17 protein-coding genes and 1 pseudogene are annotated in these 16,128 nt (G+C 74.2%); 14 read left to right on the forward strand and 4 right to left on the reverse strand.

What is annotated here, in order from left to right; genetic code table 11:
* The 5 genes and pseudogenes from Q4D18_RS08450 to Q4D18_RS08470 form a co-directional block, all read left to right on the forward strand.
* Nucleotides 1-893 (forward strand): annotated as a pseudogene (locus Q4D18_RS08450) (Tat (twin-arginine translocation) pathway signal sequence); the annotation flags it as partial.
* A gap of 21 nt (nucleotides 894-914) precedes the next feature.
* Nucleotides 915-1,256 (forward strand): DUF3039 domain-containing protein, encoded by a 342-nt coding sequence (locus tag Q4D18_RS08455; RefSeq protein ID WP_303127305.1) that lies wholly within the window; start codon nucleotides 915-917, stop codon nucleotides 1,254-1,256.
* 40 nt (nucleotides 1,257-1,296) lie between these two features.
* Nucleotides 1,297-3,081, forward strand: coding sequence for a DEAD/DEAH box helicase (locus Q4D18_RS08460; RefSeq protein ID WP_303127337.1), 1,785 nt, complete (start codon nucleotides 1,297-1,299; stop codon nucleotides 3,079-3,081).
* Between the two features lie 208 nt (nucleotides 3,082-3,289).
* Nucleotides 3,290-4,258, forward strand: coding sequence for a hypothetical protein (locus Q4D18_RS08465; protein WP_303127307.1), 969 nt, complete (start codon nucleotides 3,290-3,292; stop codon nucleotides 4,256-4,258).
* On the forward strand, nucleotides 4,255-4,698 hold the full coding sequence (locus tag Q4D18_RS08470; protein WP_303127309.1) for a hypothetical protein: 444 nt from the start codon (nucleotides 4,255-4,257) through the stop codon (nucleotides 4,696-4,698). The genes Q4D18_RS08465 and Q4D18_RS08470 overlap by 4 nt, the downstream gene beginning before the upstream one ends.
* A gap of 41 nt (nucleotides 4,699-4,739) precedes the next feature.
* On the opposite strand, the gene Q4D18_RS08475 is transcribed toward Q4D18_RS08470, so the two are convergent.
* The 3 genes from Q4D18_RS08475 to Q4D18_RS08485 form a co-directional block, all read right to left on the reverse strand.
* A complete protein-coding gene (locus Q4D18_RS08475; RefSeq protein WP_303127311.1) occupies nucleotides 4,740-5,396 on the reverse strand; it encodes an AAA family ATPase in 657 nt (218 codons plus the stop codon).
* An 83-nt stretch (nucleotides 5,397-5,479) separates the two neighbouring features.
* Complete coding sequence (locus Q4D18_RS08480; protein ID WP_303127313.1) at nucleotides 5,480-6,172, reverse strand: isochorismatase family protein; 693 nt, start codon at nucleotides 6,170-6,172, stop codon at nucleotides 5,480-5,482.
* Between the two features lie 2 nt (nucleotides 6,173-6,174).
* The gene (locus Q4D18_RS08485; protein WP_303127339.1) at nucleotides 6,175-7,476 is read right to left on the reverse strand and encodes a nicotinate phosphoribosyltransferase; all 1,302 of its coding nucleotides are present in this window, start codon (nucleotides 7,474-7,476) and stop codon (nucleotides 6,175-6,177) included.
* Between the two features lie 125 nt (nucleotides 7,477-7,601).
* Here Q4D18_RS08485 and clpS point away from each other — a divergent pair, with 125 nt between their 5' ends.
* Genes clpS through Q4D18_RS08520 form a run of 7 tightly spaced genes read left to right on the forward strand, consistent with a single transcriptional unit; the run spans nucleotide 7,602 to nucleotide 13,048 of the window.
* Nucleotides 7,602-7,961 carry an ATP-dependent Clp protease adapter ClpS gene (gene clpS, locus Q4D18_RS08490; protein WP_303127315.1) on the forward strand — a complete coding sequence of 120 codons (360 nt, stop codon included), beginning with the start codon at nucleotides 7,602-7,604 and terminating at the stop codon, nucleotides 7,959-7,961.
* A gap of 10 nt (nucleotides 7,962-7,971) precedes the next feature.
* Nucleotides 7,972-8,670: a DUF2017 family protein gene (locus tag Q4D18_RS08495; protein ID WP_303127317.1), complete on the forward strand. Its 699-nt coding sequence runs from the start codon at nucleotides 7,972-7,974 to the stop codon at nucleotides 8,668-8,670.
* A complete protein-coding gene (murI, locus tag Q4D18_RS08500) occupies nucleotides 8,667-9,617 on the forward strand; it encodes a glutamate racemase (protein WP_303127320.1) in 951 nt (316 codons plus the stop codon). Before Q4D18_RS08495 ends, murI begins: the two co-directional genes overlap by 4 nt.
* Entirely contained in the window at nucleotides 9,614-10,426 is an 813-nt protein-coding gene (locus tag Q4D18_RS08505; protein WP_303127323.1) for an MBL fold metallo-hydrolase, read from the forward strand. Before murI ends, Q4D18_RS08505 begins: the two co-directional genes overlap by 4 nt.
* Before the next feature lie 20 nt (nucleotides 10,427-10,446).
* Nucleotides 10,447-11,223 carry a ribonuclease PH gene (gene rph / locus Q4D18_RS08510; protein ID WP_303127325.1) on the forward strand — a complete coding sequence of 259 codons (777 nt, stop codon included), beginning with the start codon at nucleotides 10,447-10,449 and terminating at the stop codon, nucleotides 11,221-11,223.
* Nucleotides 11,220-11,882 (forward strand): RdgB/HAM1 family non-canonical purine NTP pyrophosphatase, encoded by a 663-nt coding sequence (gene rdgB, locus Q4D18_RS08515; RefSeq protein ID WP_303127327.1) that lies wholly within the window; start codon nucleotides 11,220-11,222, stop codon nucleotides 11,880-11,882. Before rph ends, rdgB begins: the two co-directional genes overlap by 4 nt.
* Nucleotides 11,879-13,048 (forward strand): exonuclease domain-containing protein, encoded by a 1,170-nt coding sequence (locus Q4D18_RS08520; RefSeq protein ID WP_303127329.1) that lies wholly within the window; start codon nucleotides 11,879-11,881, stop codon nucleotides 13,046-13,048. Before rdgB ends, Q4D18_RS08520 begins: the two co-directional genes overlap by 4 nt.
* 61 nt (nucleotides 13,049-13,109) lie before the next feature.
* On the opposite strand, the gene Q4D18_RS08525 is transcribed toward Q4D18_RS08520, so the two are convergent.
* The gene (locus Q4D18_RS08525; RefSeq protein WP_303127331.1) at nucleotides 13,110-14,228 is read right to left on the reverse strand and encodes an ADP-ribosylglycohydrolase family protein; all 1,119 of its coding nucleotides are present in this window, start codon (nucleotides 14,226-14,228) and stop codon (nucleotides 13,110-13,112) included.
* 86 nt (nucleotides 14,229-14,314) lie between these two features.
* On the opposite strand from Q4D18_RS08525, the gene Q4D18_RS08530 reads away from it, so the two are divergent.
* Together Q4D18_RS08530 and Q4D18_RS08535 are read left to right on the forward strand one after the other, a co-directional pair.
* Nucleotides 14,315-15,529 (forward strand): exonuclease SbcCD subunit D, encoded by a 1,215-nt coding sequence (locus tag Q4D18_RS08530; protein WP_303127333.1) that lies wholly within the window; start codon nucleotides 14,315-14,317, stop codon nucleotides 15,527-15,529.
* A partial coding sequence (locus tag Q4D18_RS08535; RefSeq protein ID WP_303127335.1) for an SMC family ATPase occupies nucleotides 15,526-16,128 on the forward strand: 603 nt, incomplete at its 3' end. The genes Q4D18_RS08530 and Q4D18_RS08535, both read left to right, overlap by 4 nt.

Consider the following 16,128-nt stretch of genomic DNA (forward strand, 5'->3'; position numbering starts at 1 on the left):
GCCTGCGTCTCGCCGTGGCCGCGGCGTGGGCCGGGCTGGCCCTGGCCCTGTGGCACCTGGCGATCCGCCGCACCGTGGAGCCGCGGCCCGCCTCCGGCGCCTCCGCCTCGGCCCGTCGCGACCGGCGCCCGGCGGACCTGCGGTGGCTGGGCCGGTCGGCCACCAGTGCGCGCACCGCGATCGCGGCCCGCTGCCAGCACTACTGGTTCACGGACCCCCGCTACCTGGCCAGCCTGGTGGTCATCCCGCTGCTGCTCGTCCTGTTCTGGTTCATGTCCTCCACGGTGGGCGGGGGCGACGCGAGCCTGCTGCTGCTCATGGGCCCGGTCACCGCGTGGGCCCTGGGCTACTCCCTCTCGGCGGACATCGGCTACGACCACACGGCCTTCCACCACCACGTCCTGGCCGGCGTCCGGGGCGTGGACGACCGCTGGGGCCGCGTCCTGGGCCTGTTCGGCTGGGGGCTGCCGCTCGTCGTCGTGGTGACCGCGGCCACCGTGGCCGCGGACGGGGACTGGGTCCTGCTTCCTGCCCTGCTGGGCGCCTCGCTGGGCCTGCTGGGCGCGTGCACGGGCCTGTCCAGCCTCGTCTCGGCCCGATGGGTCTACCCCGTGCCGAGGCCGGGGGAGAGTCCGCTGAAGACGCCGCAGGGCGCGGCCGCGCGCACGCTGATCGTGCAGGGCGTCTCCCTGGTGGCCACCGCCGTGCTCGCCGTGCCCATGGCCGTGCCGTTCGTGGTGCTGCTGGTCACCGGGGCGAGCGTCTGGTCCTGGGTGACGCTCGTCGTGGGCGTGGCGTGGGGCGCGCTCGCCCTGGGGCTGGGCGTGCGCTGGGGCGCCGCATGGTACGACCGCGCGCAGGCGGAGACCCTGCAGGCCGTGAAGGCGTGGTGAGGGGTCGGTAGGATCGGGGGCATGAGCATCTCCGATCCCCTCCACGCCGATCCGCTGTCCCCCTCGGGCGGGGGCACCTCCGTGCTGGAGCGCGAAGAGCAGCTCCAGGACGTCGAGCCCGGGGACCACGAGCGCTTCGCGCACTACGTCCGCAAGGAGAAGATCATGGAGTCGGCGCTGTCCGGCGAGCCCGTGATCGCCCTGTGCGGCAAGGTGTGGGTGCCGGGCCGGGACCCCCAGAAGTTCCCGGTGTGCCCCATGTGCCAGGAGATCTACGACGGCCTGCGCGACCCCCAGGACGGCGACGACGCCGGTCAGGGCGGCGGCAGGCGCGGCGGGTTCTTCGGTCGCGGCCGTGGCTGAGCGCCGCTCCGAGACGAGCGGCGCCCCCAGCCCGGACGGCATCCAGCCGGACCTGTTCCACGTCGGCGAGGACCTCCCGCCGGCGCTGCCCGAGCGCGCCGCGTGGGGCACCGCCCCCAAGCTGCGCCAGTGGCAGCAGGAGGCCCTCGAGAAGTACCTGCGGGAGGCGCCCCAGGACTTCCTCGCGGTCGCCACCCCGGGCGCGGGCAAGACCACGTTCGCGCTGCGCGTGGCCAAGATCCTCATGGACTCGGGCGTGGTGCAGCGGCTCACCGTGGTGGCGCCGACGGACCACCTCAAGCGGCAGTGGGCCGACAACGCCGCCCGTGTGGGCCTGGCGATCGATCCCAACTTCAAGAACGCCGACGGGCGCCACGGGGCCGAGTACCGCGGCGTCGCCCTGACGTACGCGCAGGTGGCGAACAAGCCGGTCCTGCACCGCAACCGCACCGAGGCCGCGAAGACCCTGGTGATCCTGGACGAGATCCACCACGGCGGCGACGCCCGCAGCTGGGGCGAGGGCATCCGCGAGGCGTTCGAGCCGGCCACCCGGCGGCTGTCCCTGACGGGCACCCCCTTCCGCTCCGACGACGCCTACATCCCGTTCGTCCGCTACGAGCGGGGCGAGGACGGCTTCGAGCGCTCCACGGCGGACTACACGTACGGCTACGGCCCGGCCCTGCGGGACCACGTGGTGCGCCCGGTGATCTTCCTGGCCTACTCCGGGCAGATGCGGTGGAAGACCTCCACCGGCGAGGTCATGGAGGCCCGGCTCGGGGAGGCGGCCACCAAGGACATCACCGCCTCGGCCTGGCGCACCGCGCTGGACCCGGCGGGCGAGTGGATCCCCTCGGTGCTGCGCGCCGCGGACCGGCGCCTCACCGAGATCCGCCGCGGCATCCCCGACGCCGGCGGCCTGGTGATCGCCTCCGACCACGAGGACGCCCGCGCCTACGCGGCCCAGCTGCAGGCGCTCACGGGGCAGGCCCCGGCCGTGATCCTCTCGGACGACAAGGGCGCCTCCGACCGGATCGAGGAGTTCGCCGCCTCGGACGAGCGGTGGATGGTGGCCGTGCGCATGGTGTCCGAGGGCGTGGACGTGCCCCGGCTGTGCGTGGGCGTGTACGCCACGAGCACCTCCACCCCGCTGTTCTTCGCCCAGGCGGTGGGGCGCTTCGTGCGCTCGCGGCGGCGCGGCGAGGTGGCCTCCGTGTTCCTGCCCTCCGTGCCGCAGCTGATGCTGCTGGCCAACGAGATGGAGCTCGAGCGGGACCACGCCCTGGACCGCCGCGAGGGGGCGGTCACGGTGGAGGAGCTGCAGGACCTCTCCCAGGCGCCCGAGGAGGACCTCATCGCGCAGGCCAACCGGGCCGAGCGCGGCTCGGAGACCCTCACGCGGGCCTCGTTCGAGGCACTCGAGTCCCGTGCCAGCTTCGACAAGGTCCTCTTCGACGGCGGTGAGTTCGGCCTCGGCGGGGACGTGGGCTCGGAGGAGGAGCTGGACTTCCTCGGCATCCCCGGCCTGCTGGACGCGGAGCAGGTGTCGGAGCTGCTGCGTCAGCGCCAGAACGAGCAGATCCGCCGCAAGCCCGCCGCCGCGCCCCAGGAGAGCCGCGACGTCGTCGACCACCGACGCATGAAGGAGCTGCGGGCCGAGCTGTCCAAGACGGTCTCGGCATGGTCCGCCCGGTCCGGCCAGCCCCACGGGGTGATCCACAACCGCCTGCGCGAGGTCTCCGGCGGCCCCGCCGTGGCCCAGGCCTCGAAGGAGCAGCTGGAGAAGCGCCTGGAGACGCTGCGCGGGTGGTTCGTCGGGCGCCGGTGAGGGCTACTCGTCCCGTAAGAGTCTTTGCAAAGACAGAGTTTGAGTTCAGTACAAAAGTCTCTGGTGTCCCGCTGATCGGTTACGTACGTTCACCTTACGTGCCACGCAGGGTGCGCGGCACGATTCTAGGCACAGAGGCTGATCATGCGATACATCGCAATGGGGGGCGTTCGCCCTGGTATTGAGCGGGGTCACCGGGGTGCACTCGGTGTCCGACACGCAAGAGGCGCAGGTCTCGAGTGATGTGCCCACAGTCTTTCAGGCCGATGATCAGCTCAGTGAGGCTGTGGTGGCGCCGGCGTCTCGTGATGCGGATTCCACGGGTGTCGTCCATCAGAAGGTCGGAGCTGTTCTGGACCTCGATGACGGCGGGCGTGCGGTGATGCAGCACGTCGACAAGCCCGACGAGATGATCGGGCTCGGACGGGACGGCGCCGATGACCGTGAATCGGTGGTCCTGGACCCGGTGAGCGGCATCGCTGCCTATGCATCACCGGAGGAGGAGTTCACTGACGTCCCTGTGCTCCGGGACGACGGGACGGTTCAGGCCCATACGGTCATCGACACTCCTGGCGCCCCGACGCGGTTCGAGTACACCGTGGATATCCCGGAGGGGGGTCACCTGGAGATGGTCGGCACGTCCGTCCTCATTCTCAACGCCCAGGGTGACATGGTGGGTGGCATTGCTCCCGCGTGGGCCAAGGATGCCGTGGGGAATGACGTGCCTACGCACTATGAGATCGATGGCGTCACTCTGACGCAGGTGGTGGAACACGACTTGTCGTTTGCGTATCCGGTGACGGCTGACCCGTGGTTGGGGATCAATCTCTTCGGTCATGTTGACAAGGACACCTATGGGGATCGTCCGCGAGTCAATGCTTCTCTTTCTGCCTGGGGGTGGTCGGTCTATTCCGGGGCATCGGTCGGGGGTCCGGCGAAGGGCCAGCAGATTCTGAACACGTCCGGTCTTTCTGAGGTCTTGAGCCGAGGGCAGGACAGTCGAGATGCCTTTTATGGGAAAGCCAGCATGTATTCTCAATGCGCATGCCATGCGCTGGGGGCTGTCGCTGCAGGGCAGTGGAATCGTGAGCGCATCCGCCCGAATCTGACGGTGCCGTGGACGACGAATCTCGCCAACCATCGATGCAATGGGAATCACTCGAATGGAGGTGTGTGATCGTGAACGGCGCACTGACCACTACTGACGGCGCGGTCGTTCACAGACCACGAGGATCCCGGGCACGGCGCGCGGTAGCGGTGGTCCTGGCGGTGGTCGCGATGGGAGGCATTCTGCTTCTTCTCACCCATCTCGGTCTGTTCTCCCGCCCATCGAGTCTCGCTGAGAGGATGCGAGGGGGCGTCTTCGCCGAGATCGCTCCGCGGGAGGTCACCGACGAGGTGTGTCCGCCTGTCAACTGCCTCTCCGCGTGGGAGACCGAGGTCGGCCGATTCGTCGAGTTCCGCCATGAGGGGGACGCCGAATACTGGCATGTCGTCCTCGGGGACGAGGCGCGCCGGAACGAACGCGTCCTGGTCGACTTCTCCGGCGGCGAATACGACCGGGACCAGGTGCGTCATGCGGTGGACGTGCTCTTCCACGACCGCGATTGGACGTGAACTCCACGGCGGCCCCCGTCCTCACAGACGGGGGCCGCCGGTCACCGCAGGTGGCGCAGGTACCGCTCCGGGGAGTCCAGGAACCGCCGCCAGTGCTGCACGGCCTCGACGTCCTCCCATGCGGTGTCCCGCAGCCCCCACGGTCCGACCTCGAGGATGCGCGCCCCCGGCAGCGCCGCCAGCAGGGGAGAGTGGGTGGAGAGGATCACCTGGGAGCCGCCCGCCAGCACGTCCCCGAGCAGCACCGTGAGCGCCATGCACCCGTCGAAGGACAGCGCGGACTCGGGCTCGTCCAGGACCCACAGTCCGCGCACACCGGTCCGCTCCCGCAGGTAGTCGAGGAACGCCTCGCCGTGGCTGCGCTCGTGCAGCGCACTGCCGATCAGGTTCTCCTCGAGGTGGGTGAAGAGCCCGTACATGGTCTCCGCGCGGAGGAACACGCCGCCCCGGGGCGCACCCGCGGTCCGGGTGAGGAGAAGGTGTCCGGTGAGGGGCGACGTCGAGCGCCGGGTCTCGTGCCGCACGTTCCGCGTGCCGCCCTCGGCGTTCAGGCCGAACGCCTCCGCGATCGCCTCGACCAGGGTCGACTTGCCCGCGCCGTTGGCGCCCACGAGCACCGTGGCGGGGCCGAGGTCCAGTCCCTCCTCCAGCACCTGGGCCACGGCCGGCACGGTGGCCGGCCAGTGCTCGCGGGGCATCGCGGCGCGCGGATCCTCGGAGACGCGACGGACCGGCCAGGTCGCGGCCGCGGATCTCGACGTGCCCGGCATCGGGAGCGGCCTCAGTCGTCCGTGCGCAGCAGCGCGCCGGCGGCCTCCATCTCGTGGAGGGCGGCCTCGCCCGCGGCGTCGTCGACGGCGGCCACCAGGTCCGTGCGGACGGTCACCTCGTACCCGGCCTCGAGGGCGTCGAGCACGGTGGCGCGCACGCAGTGGTCGGTGGCCAGGCCCACCACGGTGAGGGCGTCGACGTCGGCGTCGCGCAGCCAGTCGTCCAGGGAGTCGCCGTCGTCGGCCGCGTGCGCGGCCCCGCGGGTGGCCCCGTAGGGGCCGGCGGGGGCGGAGTCATCCTCGCCCGAGCGGACGGTGTCCGGCTCGCCCGCGGCGCCGTCGAAGCCGGAGTAGCCGTCGGCGTGCTGGCCCTTGAGAAACTCGGCGTCGATCTCGAGGTCCTCCGCGGACAGGTCCGGGTGCAGCTCGGCGCCGGGGGTGCCCGCCACGCAGTGCACGGGCCAGGTGTGCACGAAGTCCGGCTCGGCGTCGCGGTCCTCGAGGGAGGCGGCCGCGAAGTGCCCGGCGGGGTCCACGTGCCAGTCCCGAGTGGTGACCACCGCGGCGTACTCGGCGCGGGCCTCGTTGACGTGGTCGGCAATCGCGGCGGCGACGGCGGCCCCGCCGGTCACCGCGAGCGCGCCGCCCTCGCAGAAGTCGTTCTGCACGTCCACGATCACGAGGGCGCGGTTCTGCTCGGCCATGGTCAGTCCTCCTGGAAGATCGTGGGGATGAGGGCCTCGCCGGGCTGCAGGCGGGCGGCCGCCCCCGGCAGCTCGGCCAGCGAGGCGGCATGGCGCTCGGCGGCACGCGTGACGGCCTCCGGCCCGGTCCAGCCCTCCTGCAGCTCGCCGTCCTTGACGAAGACGTGCAGCAGGGGGCGGTCGTCGGCGTCGGCCTCGGGGGCGCGGTTGACGCCCACCAGCTCGGCCACGGCGCGGCCCCGGGCGTCCCGGCGGCGGACGGCGTCCTTGCGGCCGCCGTGGGAGGCCTTGCCGGCGGAGGCCTTGGCCACGTCCACCCAGGCGCCGTCGTCGCCCTGGCGGGCCACGAGCTTGTAGACCATGGAGGCGGTGGGGGCGCCGGAGCCGGTGACCAGGCGCGTGCCCACGCCGTAGGAGGCCACGGGGGCCGAGCGCAGGGAGGCGATCGCGTACTCGTCCAGGTCGGAGGTGACCATGATGCCGGTCTCCGTGTTGCCCAGGGAGTCGAGCAGCTCGCGCACCTCGTGGGCCTGCTGGACGAGGTCGCCGGAGTCCAGGCGCACGTTGCGCAGCTCGCGGCCGGCCACCTCCACGGCGGTGCGCACGCCCTGCTCGATGTCATAGGTGTCCACGAGCAGGGTGGTGTCCCGGCCCAGCGCGGCGACCTGGGCCTCGAACGCGGCGCGCTCGGAGTCGTGCAGCAGGGTGAAGGAGTGGGCGGCGGTGCCCACCGTCTTGACCCCGTACCGGCGGCCGGCCTCGAGGTTGGACGTGGCGGCGAACCCGGCGATCACGGCGGCGCGCGCGGCGGCGACGGCGGCCTCCTCGTGGATGCGCCGGGCGCCCATCTCGACGCACGGGCGGCCCTGGGCCGCGGAGGTCATGCGCGAGGCGGCGGAGGCCACGGCGGAGTCGTAGTTGAGGATGGAGAGCAGGTAGGTCTCCAGGATGCAGGCCTCGGCGAACGTGGACTCGACCTGCAGCACGGGGGAGTGCGGGAAGTAGGCCTCGCCCTCGGCGTAGCCCAGGATGTCCCCGGAGAAGCGGAAGTCGGCCAGCCACTGCAGGGTGGCGTCGTCCACCACGGAGCGGTCCGCGAGGAAGTCGATCTCGGCGGTCTCGAAGCGGAACCGGGAGAGGCCCTCGAGCGCGCGCCCCGTGCCCGCGACCACGCCGTACCGCCGGCCCTCGGGCAGGCGGCGGGTGAACAGCTCGAACCGGCTGCGCCGCTGGGCCGTGCCCGCCTGCCGCGCCGCGCACAGCATGGTCAGCTCGTAGTGGTCGGTCATCAGGGCCGTGGGGATGCGCCAGCCGCCCGCGCCGACGTCCGCGGCGGGGGAGGTGCGGGGGGTGTTCTCGCTCACCGCGCCAGGCTAGCCCACGGGTCGCACGCCGTCAGGATGGCCGGCGCTTCCGTATGCTGGTCCGCATGTCCCGTCCCGCCGCCCGCGTCGCCGTCCGTCCGCGGCCCGTCCACGCCGCCCACGGGGCCGAGGAGGCCGGGGGCACGGACACCGCCCTGCTGGAGCGCCCGCGTGCGGACCATGCGCTCGCCCGCCCGTGGAACGTGGTGGTGTGGAACGACCCCGTCAACCTGATGAGCTACGTGGCCTACGTGTTCCGCTCCCACTTCGGCTACTCCGCCGCCCGCGCGAAGGCCCTCATGCTCGAGGTCCACGAGCGCGGCCGCTCCGTGGTGTTCACCGGCGGACGCGAGGTCGCCGAGGGGCATGTGAGCGCGATGCACGGGTACGGCCTGTGGGCCACCCTCGAGCAGGCCGAGGACTGAGGGGGCGGCAGTGGCACAGCGGTTCCGCTGGACGCGGCGCGGGTACGTCGCCGAGCTCGAGAAGGCCGAGGTGCGCCTGCTGCGCGGCCTCGTCAAGGATGTGGTGACCCTGCTGGAGAACCGGCAGGACGAGGTCCTCCCGGAGACGCCCGGCGCCGTCGCGGAGGCCTCCGGAGCCGATGCCGCCGCCCGCCCCTCCGACGCGGACGGCGACGACGCCGCCTTCTGGGCCCTCGTGGGCGGGATGGACCTGGGTGCCGGCGCCCCCGAGGAGCGCCCCGCCCCGCAGGACCCCGCGGTGGCCCGGCTGCTGCCGGACGCCATGCCCCACGCCGACGAACACGAGCGGGCCCGGCAGCGCGCCCTCACCGAGGACGCGCTCACCGCGGCCAAGCTCGACGACGCCCGCCGCGCCCTCCAGGCCCTGCGCTCCACGCGGGTGACCGTGCCGCACGAGCAGGCCGTCTCCTTCGGCCGGGCCCTGAACGACGTGCGCCTCGTGCTGGCGACCCGGCTGGGGATCGAGACGGACGAGGACGCCCGCCGCGTGCACGCCGTCGACGACTGGCGCCACGCGCAGGACGTGGAGGCCACCATGGCGCTGCTGTACAACTTCACCACCTGGCTGCAGGAGACCCTGATGGACGAGATGGTGTCCGAGCTGCCCGAGGACCCTCCGGACGAGGGTGCCGAGGGGGCGGGCGCATGAGCGGCCCCACCTCCGCCCCCGCCACGGGGGCCACGGCCACCTCCCCGATCGGCATCTTCGACTCCGGCGTCGGCGGCCTCACCGTGGCGCGCGCGATCATGGACCAGCTGCCCCACGAGCCCGTGATGTACGTGGGGGACACCGAGCACTCCCCGTACGGGCCCCGCCCGATCGCCCAGGTCCGGGCGCTCGCCCTCGGGATCATGGACGAGCTCGTGGAGGCCGGCGTCAAGGCGCTCGTGATCGCCTGCAACTCCGCCTCGGCGGCCGTGCTGCGCGACGCGCGGGAGCGCTACACCGGCCGGCTCGGCATCCCCGTCGTCGAGGTCATCCAGCCGGCCGTGCGCCGCGCCGTGGCCGCCACGCGCAACGGGCGGATCGGCGTGATCGGCACGCAGGCCACCGTCGGCTCCCGGGCGTACGATGACTCCTTCTCCGCGGCCCCGCACCTGCAGGTCGTCTCCGCGGCGTGCCCGCGGTTCGTGGAGTTCGTGGAGGCGGGCGTGACCACCGGGCCCGAGCTGCTCGAGACCGCCGAGGAGTACGTGGCCCCGCTCAAGGCGGCCGGCGTGGACACCCTGGTCCTGGGCTGCACCCACTACCCGCTGCTCACCGGCGCCCTGTCCCTCGTGATGGGGGAGGACGTCACCCTCGTGTCCTCCGCCGAGGAGACCGCCAAGGACGTGTACCGGGCGCTCGTGCGGCACGGCCTCGAGCACCCGCACTCGTCCGCCGGCTCCGCCGCGGCCCCGCAGCACCGGTTCGCCGCCACCGGCGACCCAGAGCACTTCCAGGCGCTGGCCCGCCGCTTCCTCGGCCCCGAGGTCGGTCGGGTCCGGCGGATCGACACGGTGCGCGAGCGCTACCCCACCGCGGCCCTGACCGCGCTGACCCCGGACGTGCTGGCCCGGCTGCGGGCCGAGATGGAGCAGGAGGGCGCCCAGTGAAGCTGACCGTCATCGGGGCCTCGGGCTCCTTCCCCGGGCCGGGCTCGCCCGCCTCGTGCTACCTCGTCACCGCGCAGGGCCCGGACGGCGACGGCGGCACGCGCCCCTGGCGGATCCTGCTGGACCTGGGCAACGGCTCCCTCGGTGTGCTGCAGCGGTACATCGACCTCGAGCAGCTCGACGGGGTCCTGCTCTCCCACCTGCACCCGGACCACTGCATGGACCTGTGCGGCCTGCACGTGGCCGTGCGCTGGAACCCCGCGGGGTGGAACGCCGGACGCATCCCCGTGTACGGGCCCGCCGCCACCGCCACCCGGATCGCCGAGGCGTACGGCATGGAGCCCGAGCCCGGCATGCACCCCGACTTCGACTTCCGCACGTGGCGGCCCGGACGCACCGAGCGGCTGGGCCCGTTCCGGCTGACCCCGCACCCCGTGCGCCACCCCATCGACGAGGCCTACGCGCTGCGCGTCGAGGTGGACGAGCCCGGCGAGGACGGCGTGCCCGTGACGCGCGTGCTGACCTACTCGGGGGACACGGACGAGTGCGAGGGCCTCGTGGCGGCCGCCCGGGACGCGGACGTCTTCCTGTGCGAGGCCGCCTTCCAGGAGGGCCGCGACGACCACATCGACGGCGTGCACCTCACCGGCCTGCGCGCCGGGCGGACGGCCGCCCAGGCGGGGGCGAAGAAGCTGCTGCTGACCCACCTGCCGGTGTGGAACGACCCCCAGCAGGCCGCCCTCGAGGCGCGCCGCGCGTACGAGGGCCCGCTCGCCGTCGCCGTGGCGGGCCTGAGCTACGGCGTCTGAGCCCCGCCTAGACTGGCGGCATGACCGACGCCTCGCTGAGCCCCCGCACGCCCGTGACCCGTCAGGACGGCCGCGCCGTCGACGAGCTGCGCCCCATCACCGTCACCCGCGGGTTCTCCCGCCAGGCCGAGGGCTCCGCGCTGGTGGAGTTCGGGGGCACCCGCGTGCTGTGCACCGCCTCCTTCACGCAGGGCGTCCCGCGCTGGCTCAAGGGCGAGGGCACCGGCTGGGTCACCGCCGAGTACGCGATGCTCCCGCGCGCCACCTCCGAGCGGAACCAGCGCGAGTCCGTCAAGGGGAAGATCGGCGGCCGCACCCATGAGATCTCCCGCCTGATCGGCCGCTCCCTGCGCGCCGTGATCGACCTGTCCGCGCTGGGGGAGAACACGATCGTCCTGGACTGCGACGTCCTCGACGCCGACGGCGGCACCCGCACCGCCTCCATCACCGGCGCCTACGTGGCCCTCGCCGAGGCCGTGGCCTGGGCGCGCCGCGAGGGCGTGCTGAAGAAGGACGCGCAGGTGCTCACCGACTCCGTGGCCGCCGTGTCCGTGGGGATCGTGGACGGCACCGCCATGCTCGACCTGCCCTACGTGGAGGACGTGCGCGCCGAGACGGACATGAACGTGGTGGTCACCGGCTCCGGCCGGTTCGTCGAGGTGCAGGGCACCGCCGAGGGCGCCCCCTTCGACCGCGCCGAGCTCGACGTCCTCCTGGACCTCGCCCTGGCCGGCACTGCCGAGCTCGCCCGCATCCAGTCCGAGACCCTCGCGGGGGACGTCGAGGGGCGCGCATGAGCGCGGCGGAGCGGGTCCCGGCCGGCGCCCGCGTGGTCCTGGCCACCCACAACCAGGGCAAGGTGCGCGAGCTGCGCGCCCTGCTCGCCGAGGCCCTGCCGGACCTGGACGTGGAGACGGCCGTGGTGGACGCCGGCGCGGTGGGCGCCCCGGACGTGGTGGAGGACGGCGTCACCTTCGAGGCCAACGCGCTGAAGAAGGCCCGCGCGGTGGCCGAGCACACCGGCCTGGTGGCCGTGGCCGACGACTCCGGCCTGGCCGTGGACGTCCTGGGCGGCGCGCCCGGGATCCTCTCCGCCCGCTGGGCCGGGCGTCACGGCGACGACCGCGCCAACCTCGAGCTCCTGCTCGCCCAGCTGCACGACGTCCCGGACGAGCACCGCGCGGCGGCCTTCGTGTGCGCCGCGGCGCTCGCGGTCCCGGCCGGGGACGCCGGTCCGGCCCGCGAGCACGTGGAGCTGGGACGGATGCCCGGCACGCTGCTGCGCGAGCCCGTGGGCGAGGGCGGGTTCGGCTACGACCCGATCCTGCGGCCCGAGGGCGAGGACCGCTCGACCGCGCAGCTCAGCGCGGCGGAGAAGAACGCGATCAGCCACCGCGGCCGGGCCTTCCGGGCCCTGCTGCCCCACCTCGTGGCGGCGCTCGAGCCGCGCCCGTGAGCGCAGGGCCCGGTCCGGCGTCGCCGTGGGGCCCGGCGGCCCAGCCCGGTCTGGACTTCACGGCGATCGACTTCGAGACCGCCAACGGCTTCCGCGGCTCGGCCTGCGCGGTGGGCCTGGTGCGCGTGCGGGACGGGCGCATGGCCGAGCGGGCCGCCTGGCTCATGCGGCCCCCGGCCGGGTTCGACCGGTTCGACCCGCGCAACACCCGCATCCACGGCATCCGCGCGGAGCAGGTGGCCGAGGCCCCGCGTTTCGCGGAGGTCCACGAGCGAATCGCGGAGTTCGTGGGGGCGGACGTGCTCGTGGCGCACAACGCGGCCTTCGACGTCGGCGTGATCGAGTCCGGCCTGGAGGTCTCGGGGTGCGACGTGCCCGCCTACGACTACACGTGCAGCCTCACCCTGGCTCGGCGCGTGTACGACCTGGCCTCCTACGCGCTGCCGTCGGCCGCGCGGGAGGCGGGCTTCACGCCGGGCCGGCACCACGACGCCCTCGCCGACGCCGAGGCGTGCGCGGCGATCCTGATCGACGTCGCGGCCCGCACCTGCGCCCCCGGGGCGGCGTCCGTGGACGCGGTCCTGGCCGCCCAGGGGATGCGGCGCAGCACCCTGCCGGCGCGGGCCGCGGGCCAGGGGCGGGAGTCCCGCGCCACCCGTCAGGCCCGCCTGCAGCCGGGCCTGTTCGACGCCACGGTCCCACTGGCGGACGAGCGCGTGCTGCCGGACTTCATGCGCTGGCCAGAGGAGGGCGTGAACCCCGAGCCCGCCGCGGACGCCGATCCGGCCCACCCCCTGTACGGGCAGACGGTGGTGTTCACCGGGGGGATCGGCATGTCCCGGCAGGAGGCGAAGCTGCGGGCCGCCGAGCGGGGTGCCCGCACGGCCAACCGGGTCAACGCCCGCACCACGGTGCTCGTGGTGGGGGACGGGTTCTCGGCGGCGGACCTGGACGAGGCCGCGCGCCAGGGCACGGCGCAGACGGTCGGGGCGGCGCGGTCGGCGGTGTCGGCCGATTCCGCTGCGGCGCGCGTCAGCCCCGCGCTGGCCCACCGCAAGACCCGCGAGGCCCTCGCCCGCCGCGCGCGCGGGCAGGGGCTGTCCCTGATGTCCGAGGGGGAGTTCCTGCAGATGGTGGACGGCATGGGGCCGGGTGCCGCCGGCTGAGCCCGGCGGCGCGGCGGAGGCCGCCGGCGTCCCCGCGACGCCGGTCCCACCCGGGCCCGGCTCAGGAGGTGGCGCCGACCCAGCGGCGCACGGCCTCGGCCAGCACCTCCCGCTCCCGGATCCAGGAGGGCACCGCCGCGGCGGCGGTCTCAGTGTCCTCGCCCTCGGCGCCGAGGACGGCCACGCCGTGGAGGGCGCCGAGCAGCTGCCCCGCGAGCGAGGCCGTGGAGTCGGAGTCCCCGCCGTGGTTGACGCCGATGCGCAGGGCCAGGGCGAGCGCCGCGGAGGGGTCCGCGGCCCGCGCCTGCCCCACGAGCGCGGCGTACACGGCGATGGCGAGGGCCTCCTCGGCCACCCAGCCCTCGCCGAGGGCGGCCGGCAGCGTGCCGGGGGCGCCGGCGTCGTCCGGGGCGTCGGAGGCGGCCGCCAGGGCCGCGTCGAGGGCGGCGCGGGTCTCGGCGCCGTCCTCCCCGGTGGTGTCCAGCCACGCCCGGGCGTGCGCCACGGCGTCCTCCAGCCCCTGGCCGCCGAGCAGGGCGGAGATCGTCAGGGCGTACGCGGCGGCGGCCGTCCACGCGGTGGGGTGCCCGTGGGTGAGGACCGCGCCCTGCCGGGCGAGGGAGACCACGTGGTGGTCCTCCAGCCCGGGGACCATGCCGTAGGGCGCCGAGCGCATGACCGTGCCGCAGCCCTTGGAGTCGGGGTTCTTCGGATCCCCGGGCAGGCCCATGCCCGGGCTCGCCAGCCCGGACAGGCAGGCGTTGCCCGGGGCGCGGCGGGCCCGGAGCTCCGCATGGTCGTCGATCCAGCGGGCCGGGGCCGGGGGAGCGTCCTCGGGCAGGACGCCGGTCTGCGTGCGGTGCCAGCGCAGGCACGCCAGCCACACGCACGCCGCCGGGTCGGCCGCCTGGCCGGCGTTCTGCCACTCGATCCACTCGAGCAGCCCGTCGAGGACGTACAGGGTCATCTGCGTGTCGTCCGAGACGGCCAGGTCCGCGCCGCCGATGACGGCGAGCAGGGCGGCGGCGTCCGTGACGCCGTCGTCGCCGAGGCGGGAGCGGATCGCGGCGTCGCCGTCGAACTCCACCGCGTAGCCCAGGGCGTCGCCCGCGGCGCCGGCCGCGAGCAGGCCCGCCACGCGGGAGGGGTAGGGGACGGCGGGGGCGGAGGACTCGGTCATGGGCACCATCGTAGGGAGGACGCGGACACGGCACCGGCGGCGGGCGGCGCGCCTGCGGTGTCCGGGGGTGTTCCTAGAGTGGGGCCATGCTCCTGCTGCACACCTCCGACTGGCACATCGGCCGCTCGTTCCACGGCACCGGCCTGATCGAGTCTCAGCACGCCGTACTGGACCAGCTCACGGCCACCGTCCGCGAGCGCGGTGTGGACGCCGTCCTCCTGGCCGGCGACGTCTACGACCGCGCCCTGCCCCCGGCCGACGCGGTGCGCCTGCTCGACGAGACCCTCGCCGCGATCCGGGCCGCTGGCGCGCAGGTGGTGATCACCAGCGGCAACCACGACTCCGCGGTGCGCCTCGGGTTCGGCGGCGCCCTCATGGCGGCCTCCGGGGTGCACCTGCGCACGGACCCGGACCGCCTCGCCGAGCCGGTGCTGCTCGAGGGCCGGGACGGGGAGCGGGCCGCGGTCTACGGCATCCCCTACCTGGAGCCGCGCCACCTGGGGCAGGCGTGGGGCGTGGACCCGCACCACACGCCCGTGATGCGCGAGGCCGTGCGTCGCGTCCGGGAGGACCTCGCCGCGCGTCGGGCGGACCCCGACGCCGGCCCCCTCGCCTCGATCGTCCTCGCCCACCTCTTCGCCGCCGGCGGCGCCGGCACCGAGGGGGAGCGGGACATCGGCGAGGGCGAGCACCTGGACTGCGGCGGGCGGGACCCCGAGGCGCTCGTCGGCACGCTCGGCCAGGTGCCGGTCAGCGTCTTCGACGGGCTGGACTACGTGGCCCTGGGGCACCTGCACGGGCGGCAGACCATGGCGCCGCACGTCCGCTACTCCGGCTCCCCGCTGCCGTACTCGTTCGGGGAGTGGCGGCAGGACAAGGGCGGCTGGCTCGTGCACGTCGCCGCGGGCGAGGTCACGCGGGTCGAGGAGGTCGACTGGCCCGGTGGACGCCGGCTCGCCGTGCTGTCCGGTCCGATCGCCGAGCTGCTCGACTCCGCCGAGCACGCCTGGGCCGAGGACCGCTGGGTCCAGGTCACCGTCACGGACGAGGAGCGCCCGGAGAAGGCCCTCGAACGCCTGCGCTCGCGGTTCCCGCACGTGCTCGTCTTCCGGCACGAGCCGGCGGGCGGCCGGAGGCCGCGGGAGCGGACCTACGCCCAGGCCCTGCGGGAGGCCCCGTCAGACCTGGCGCTGACCACCGGCTTCGTCCACCACGTGCGCGAGCGCGCCGCCACCGCGGAGGAGAGCGCGCTGCTGGACGCGGCCCTCACCGCCGCCCGGGAGCAGGAGGTCCGGGCATGAGGATCCACCGCATCCGCCTGACGGGCATCGGCCCCTACGCCGACACCCAGGACGTGGACTTCGACGCCCTGAACAGCGCGGGGCTGTTCCTGCTGGACGGACCCACCGGCGCCGGCAAGTCCACCATCCTCGCCGCCCTCTGCTACGCCCTCTACGGCTCCGTGCCGGGCGGGCGCTCGCCGGAGTCCCTCGTGACGACGCTGCGGCCGCCCGGCGCCGTGGCTCCGGAGGTGCTCGTCGAGTTCACCGTCCAGGGCCGGCGGTTCGAGGTCCTCCGCTCACCCCGCCACGCCCGGCCGAAGAAGCGCGGCACGGGCACCACCACGACGCAGGCGTCCGTGTCCCTGCGCGAGCAGCGGGAGGGGGAGTGGGGCGCCCCGCTGACCCGTGCGGACGAGGTCGGCCAGCAGATCGCCGACGTCCTGCGCCTGGACGCCGAGCAGTTCATGCAGGTCGTCATGCTCCCCCAGGGCCAGTTCGCCCGGTTCCTCACGGCGTCTTCGGAGGAGCGACGCCGGCTGCTGCGCCGCCTGTTCGGCACCCAGCGCTTCGACGGCGTCGAGGAGCACCTCAAGGCCGAGTCCTCCCGCCTGGAGACC

The organism is Micrococcus sp. (assembly GCF_030523875.1).
Classification (GTDB): domain Bacteria; phylum Actinomycetota; class Actinomycetes; order Actinomycetales; family Micrococcaceae; genus Micrococcus.

Excerpts from the sequence above, each read along its gene's own strand:
- rdgB (WP_303127327.1), top strand. The coding sequence starts at position 11,220 with ATGAGCGCGGCGGAGCGGGTCCCGGCCGGCGCCCGCGTGGTCCTGGCC.
- Q4D18_RS08455 (WP_303127305.1), top strand. The coding sequence starts at position 915 with ATGAGCATCTCCGATCCCCTCCACGCCGATCCGCTGTCCCCCTCGGGC.
- Q4D18_RS08525 (WP_303127331.1), bottom strand. The coding sequence starts at position 14,228 with ATGACCGAGTCCTCCGCCCCCGCCGTCCCCTACCCCTCCCGCGTGGCG.
- Q4D18_RS08530 (WP_303127333.1), top strand. The coding sequence starts at position 14,315 with ATGCTCCTGCTGCACACCTCCGACTGGCACATCGGCCGCTCGTTCCAC.
- Q4D18_RS08480 (WP_303127313.1), bottom strand. The coding sequence starts at position 6,172 with ATGGCCGAGCAGAACCGCGCCCTCGTGATCGTGGACGTGCAGAACGAC.
- Q4D18_RS08475 (WP_303127311.1), bottom strand. The coding sequence starts at position 5,396 with ATGCCCCGCGAGCACTGGCCGGCCACCGTGCCGGCCGTGGCCCAGGTG.
- rph (WP_303127325.1), top strand. The coding sequence starts at position 10,447 with ATGACCGACGCCTCGCTGAGCCCCCGCACGCCCGTGACCCGTCAGGAC.
- clpS (WP_303127315.1), top strand. The coding sequence starts at position 7,602 with ATGTCCCGTCCCGCCGCCCGCGTCGCCGTCCGTCCGCGGCCCGTCCAC.
- murI (WP_303127320.1), top strand. The coding sequence starts at position 8,667 with ATGAGCGGCCCCACCTCCGCCCCCGCCACGGGGGCCACGGCCACCTCC.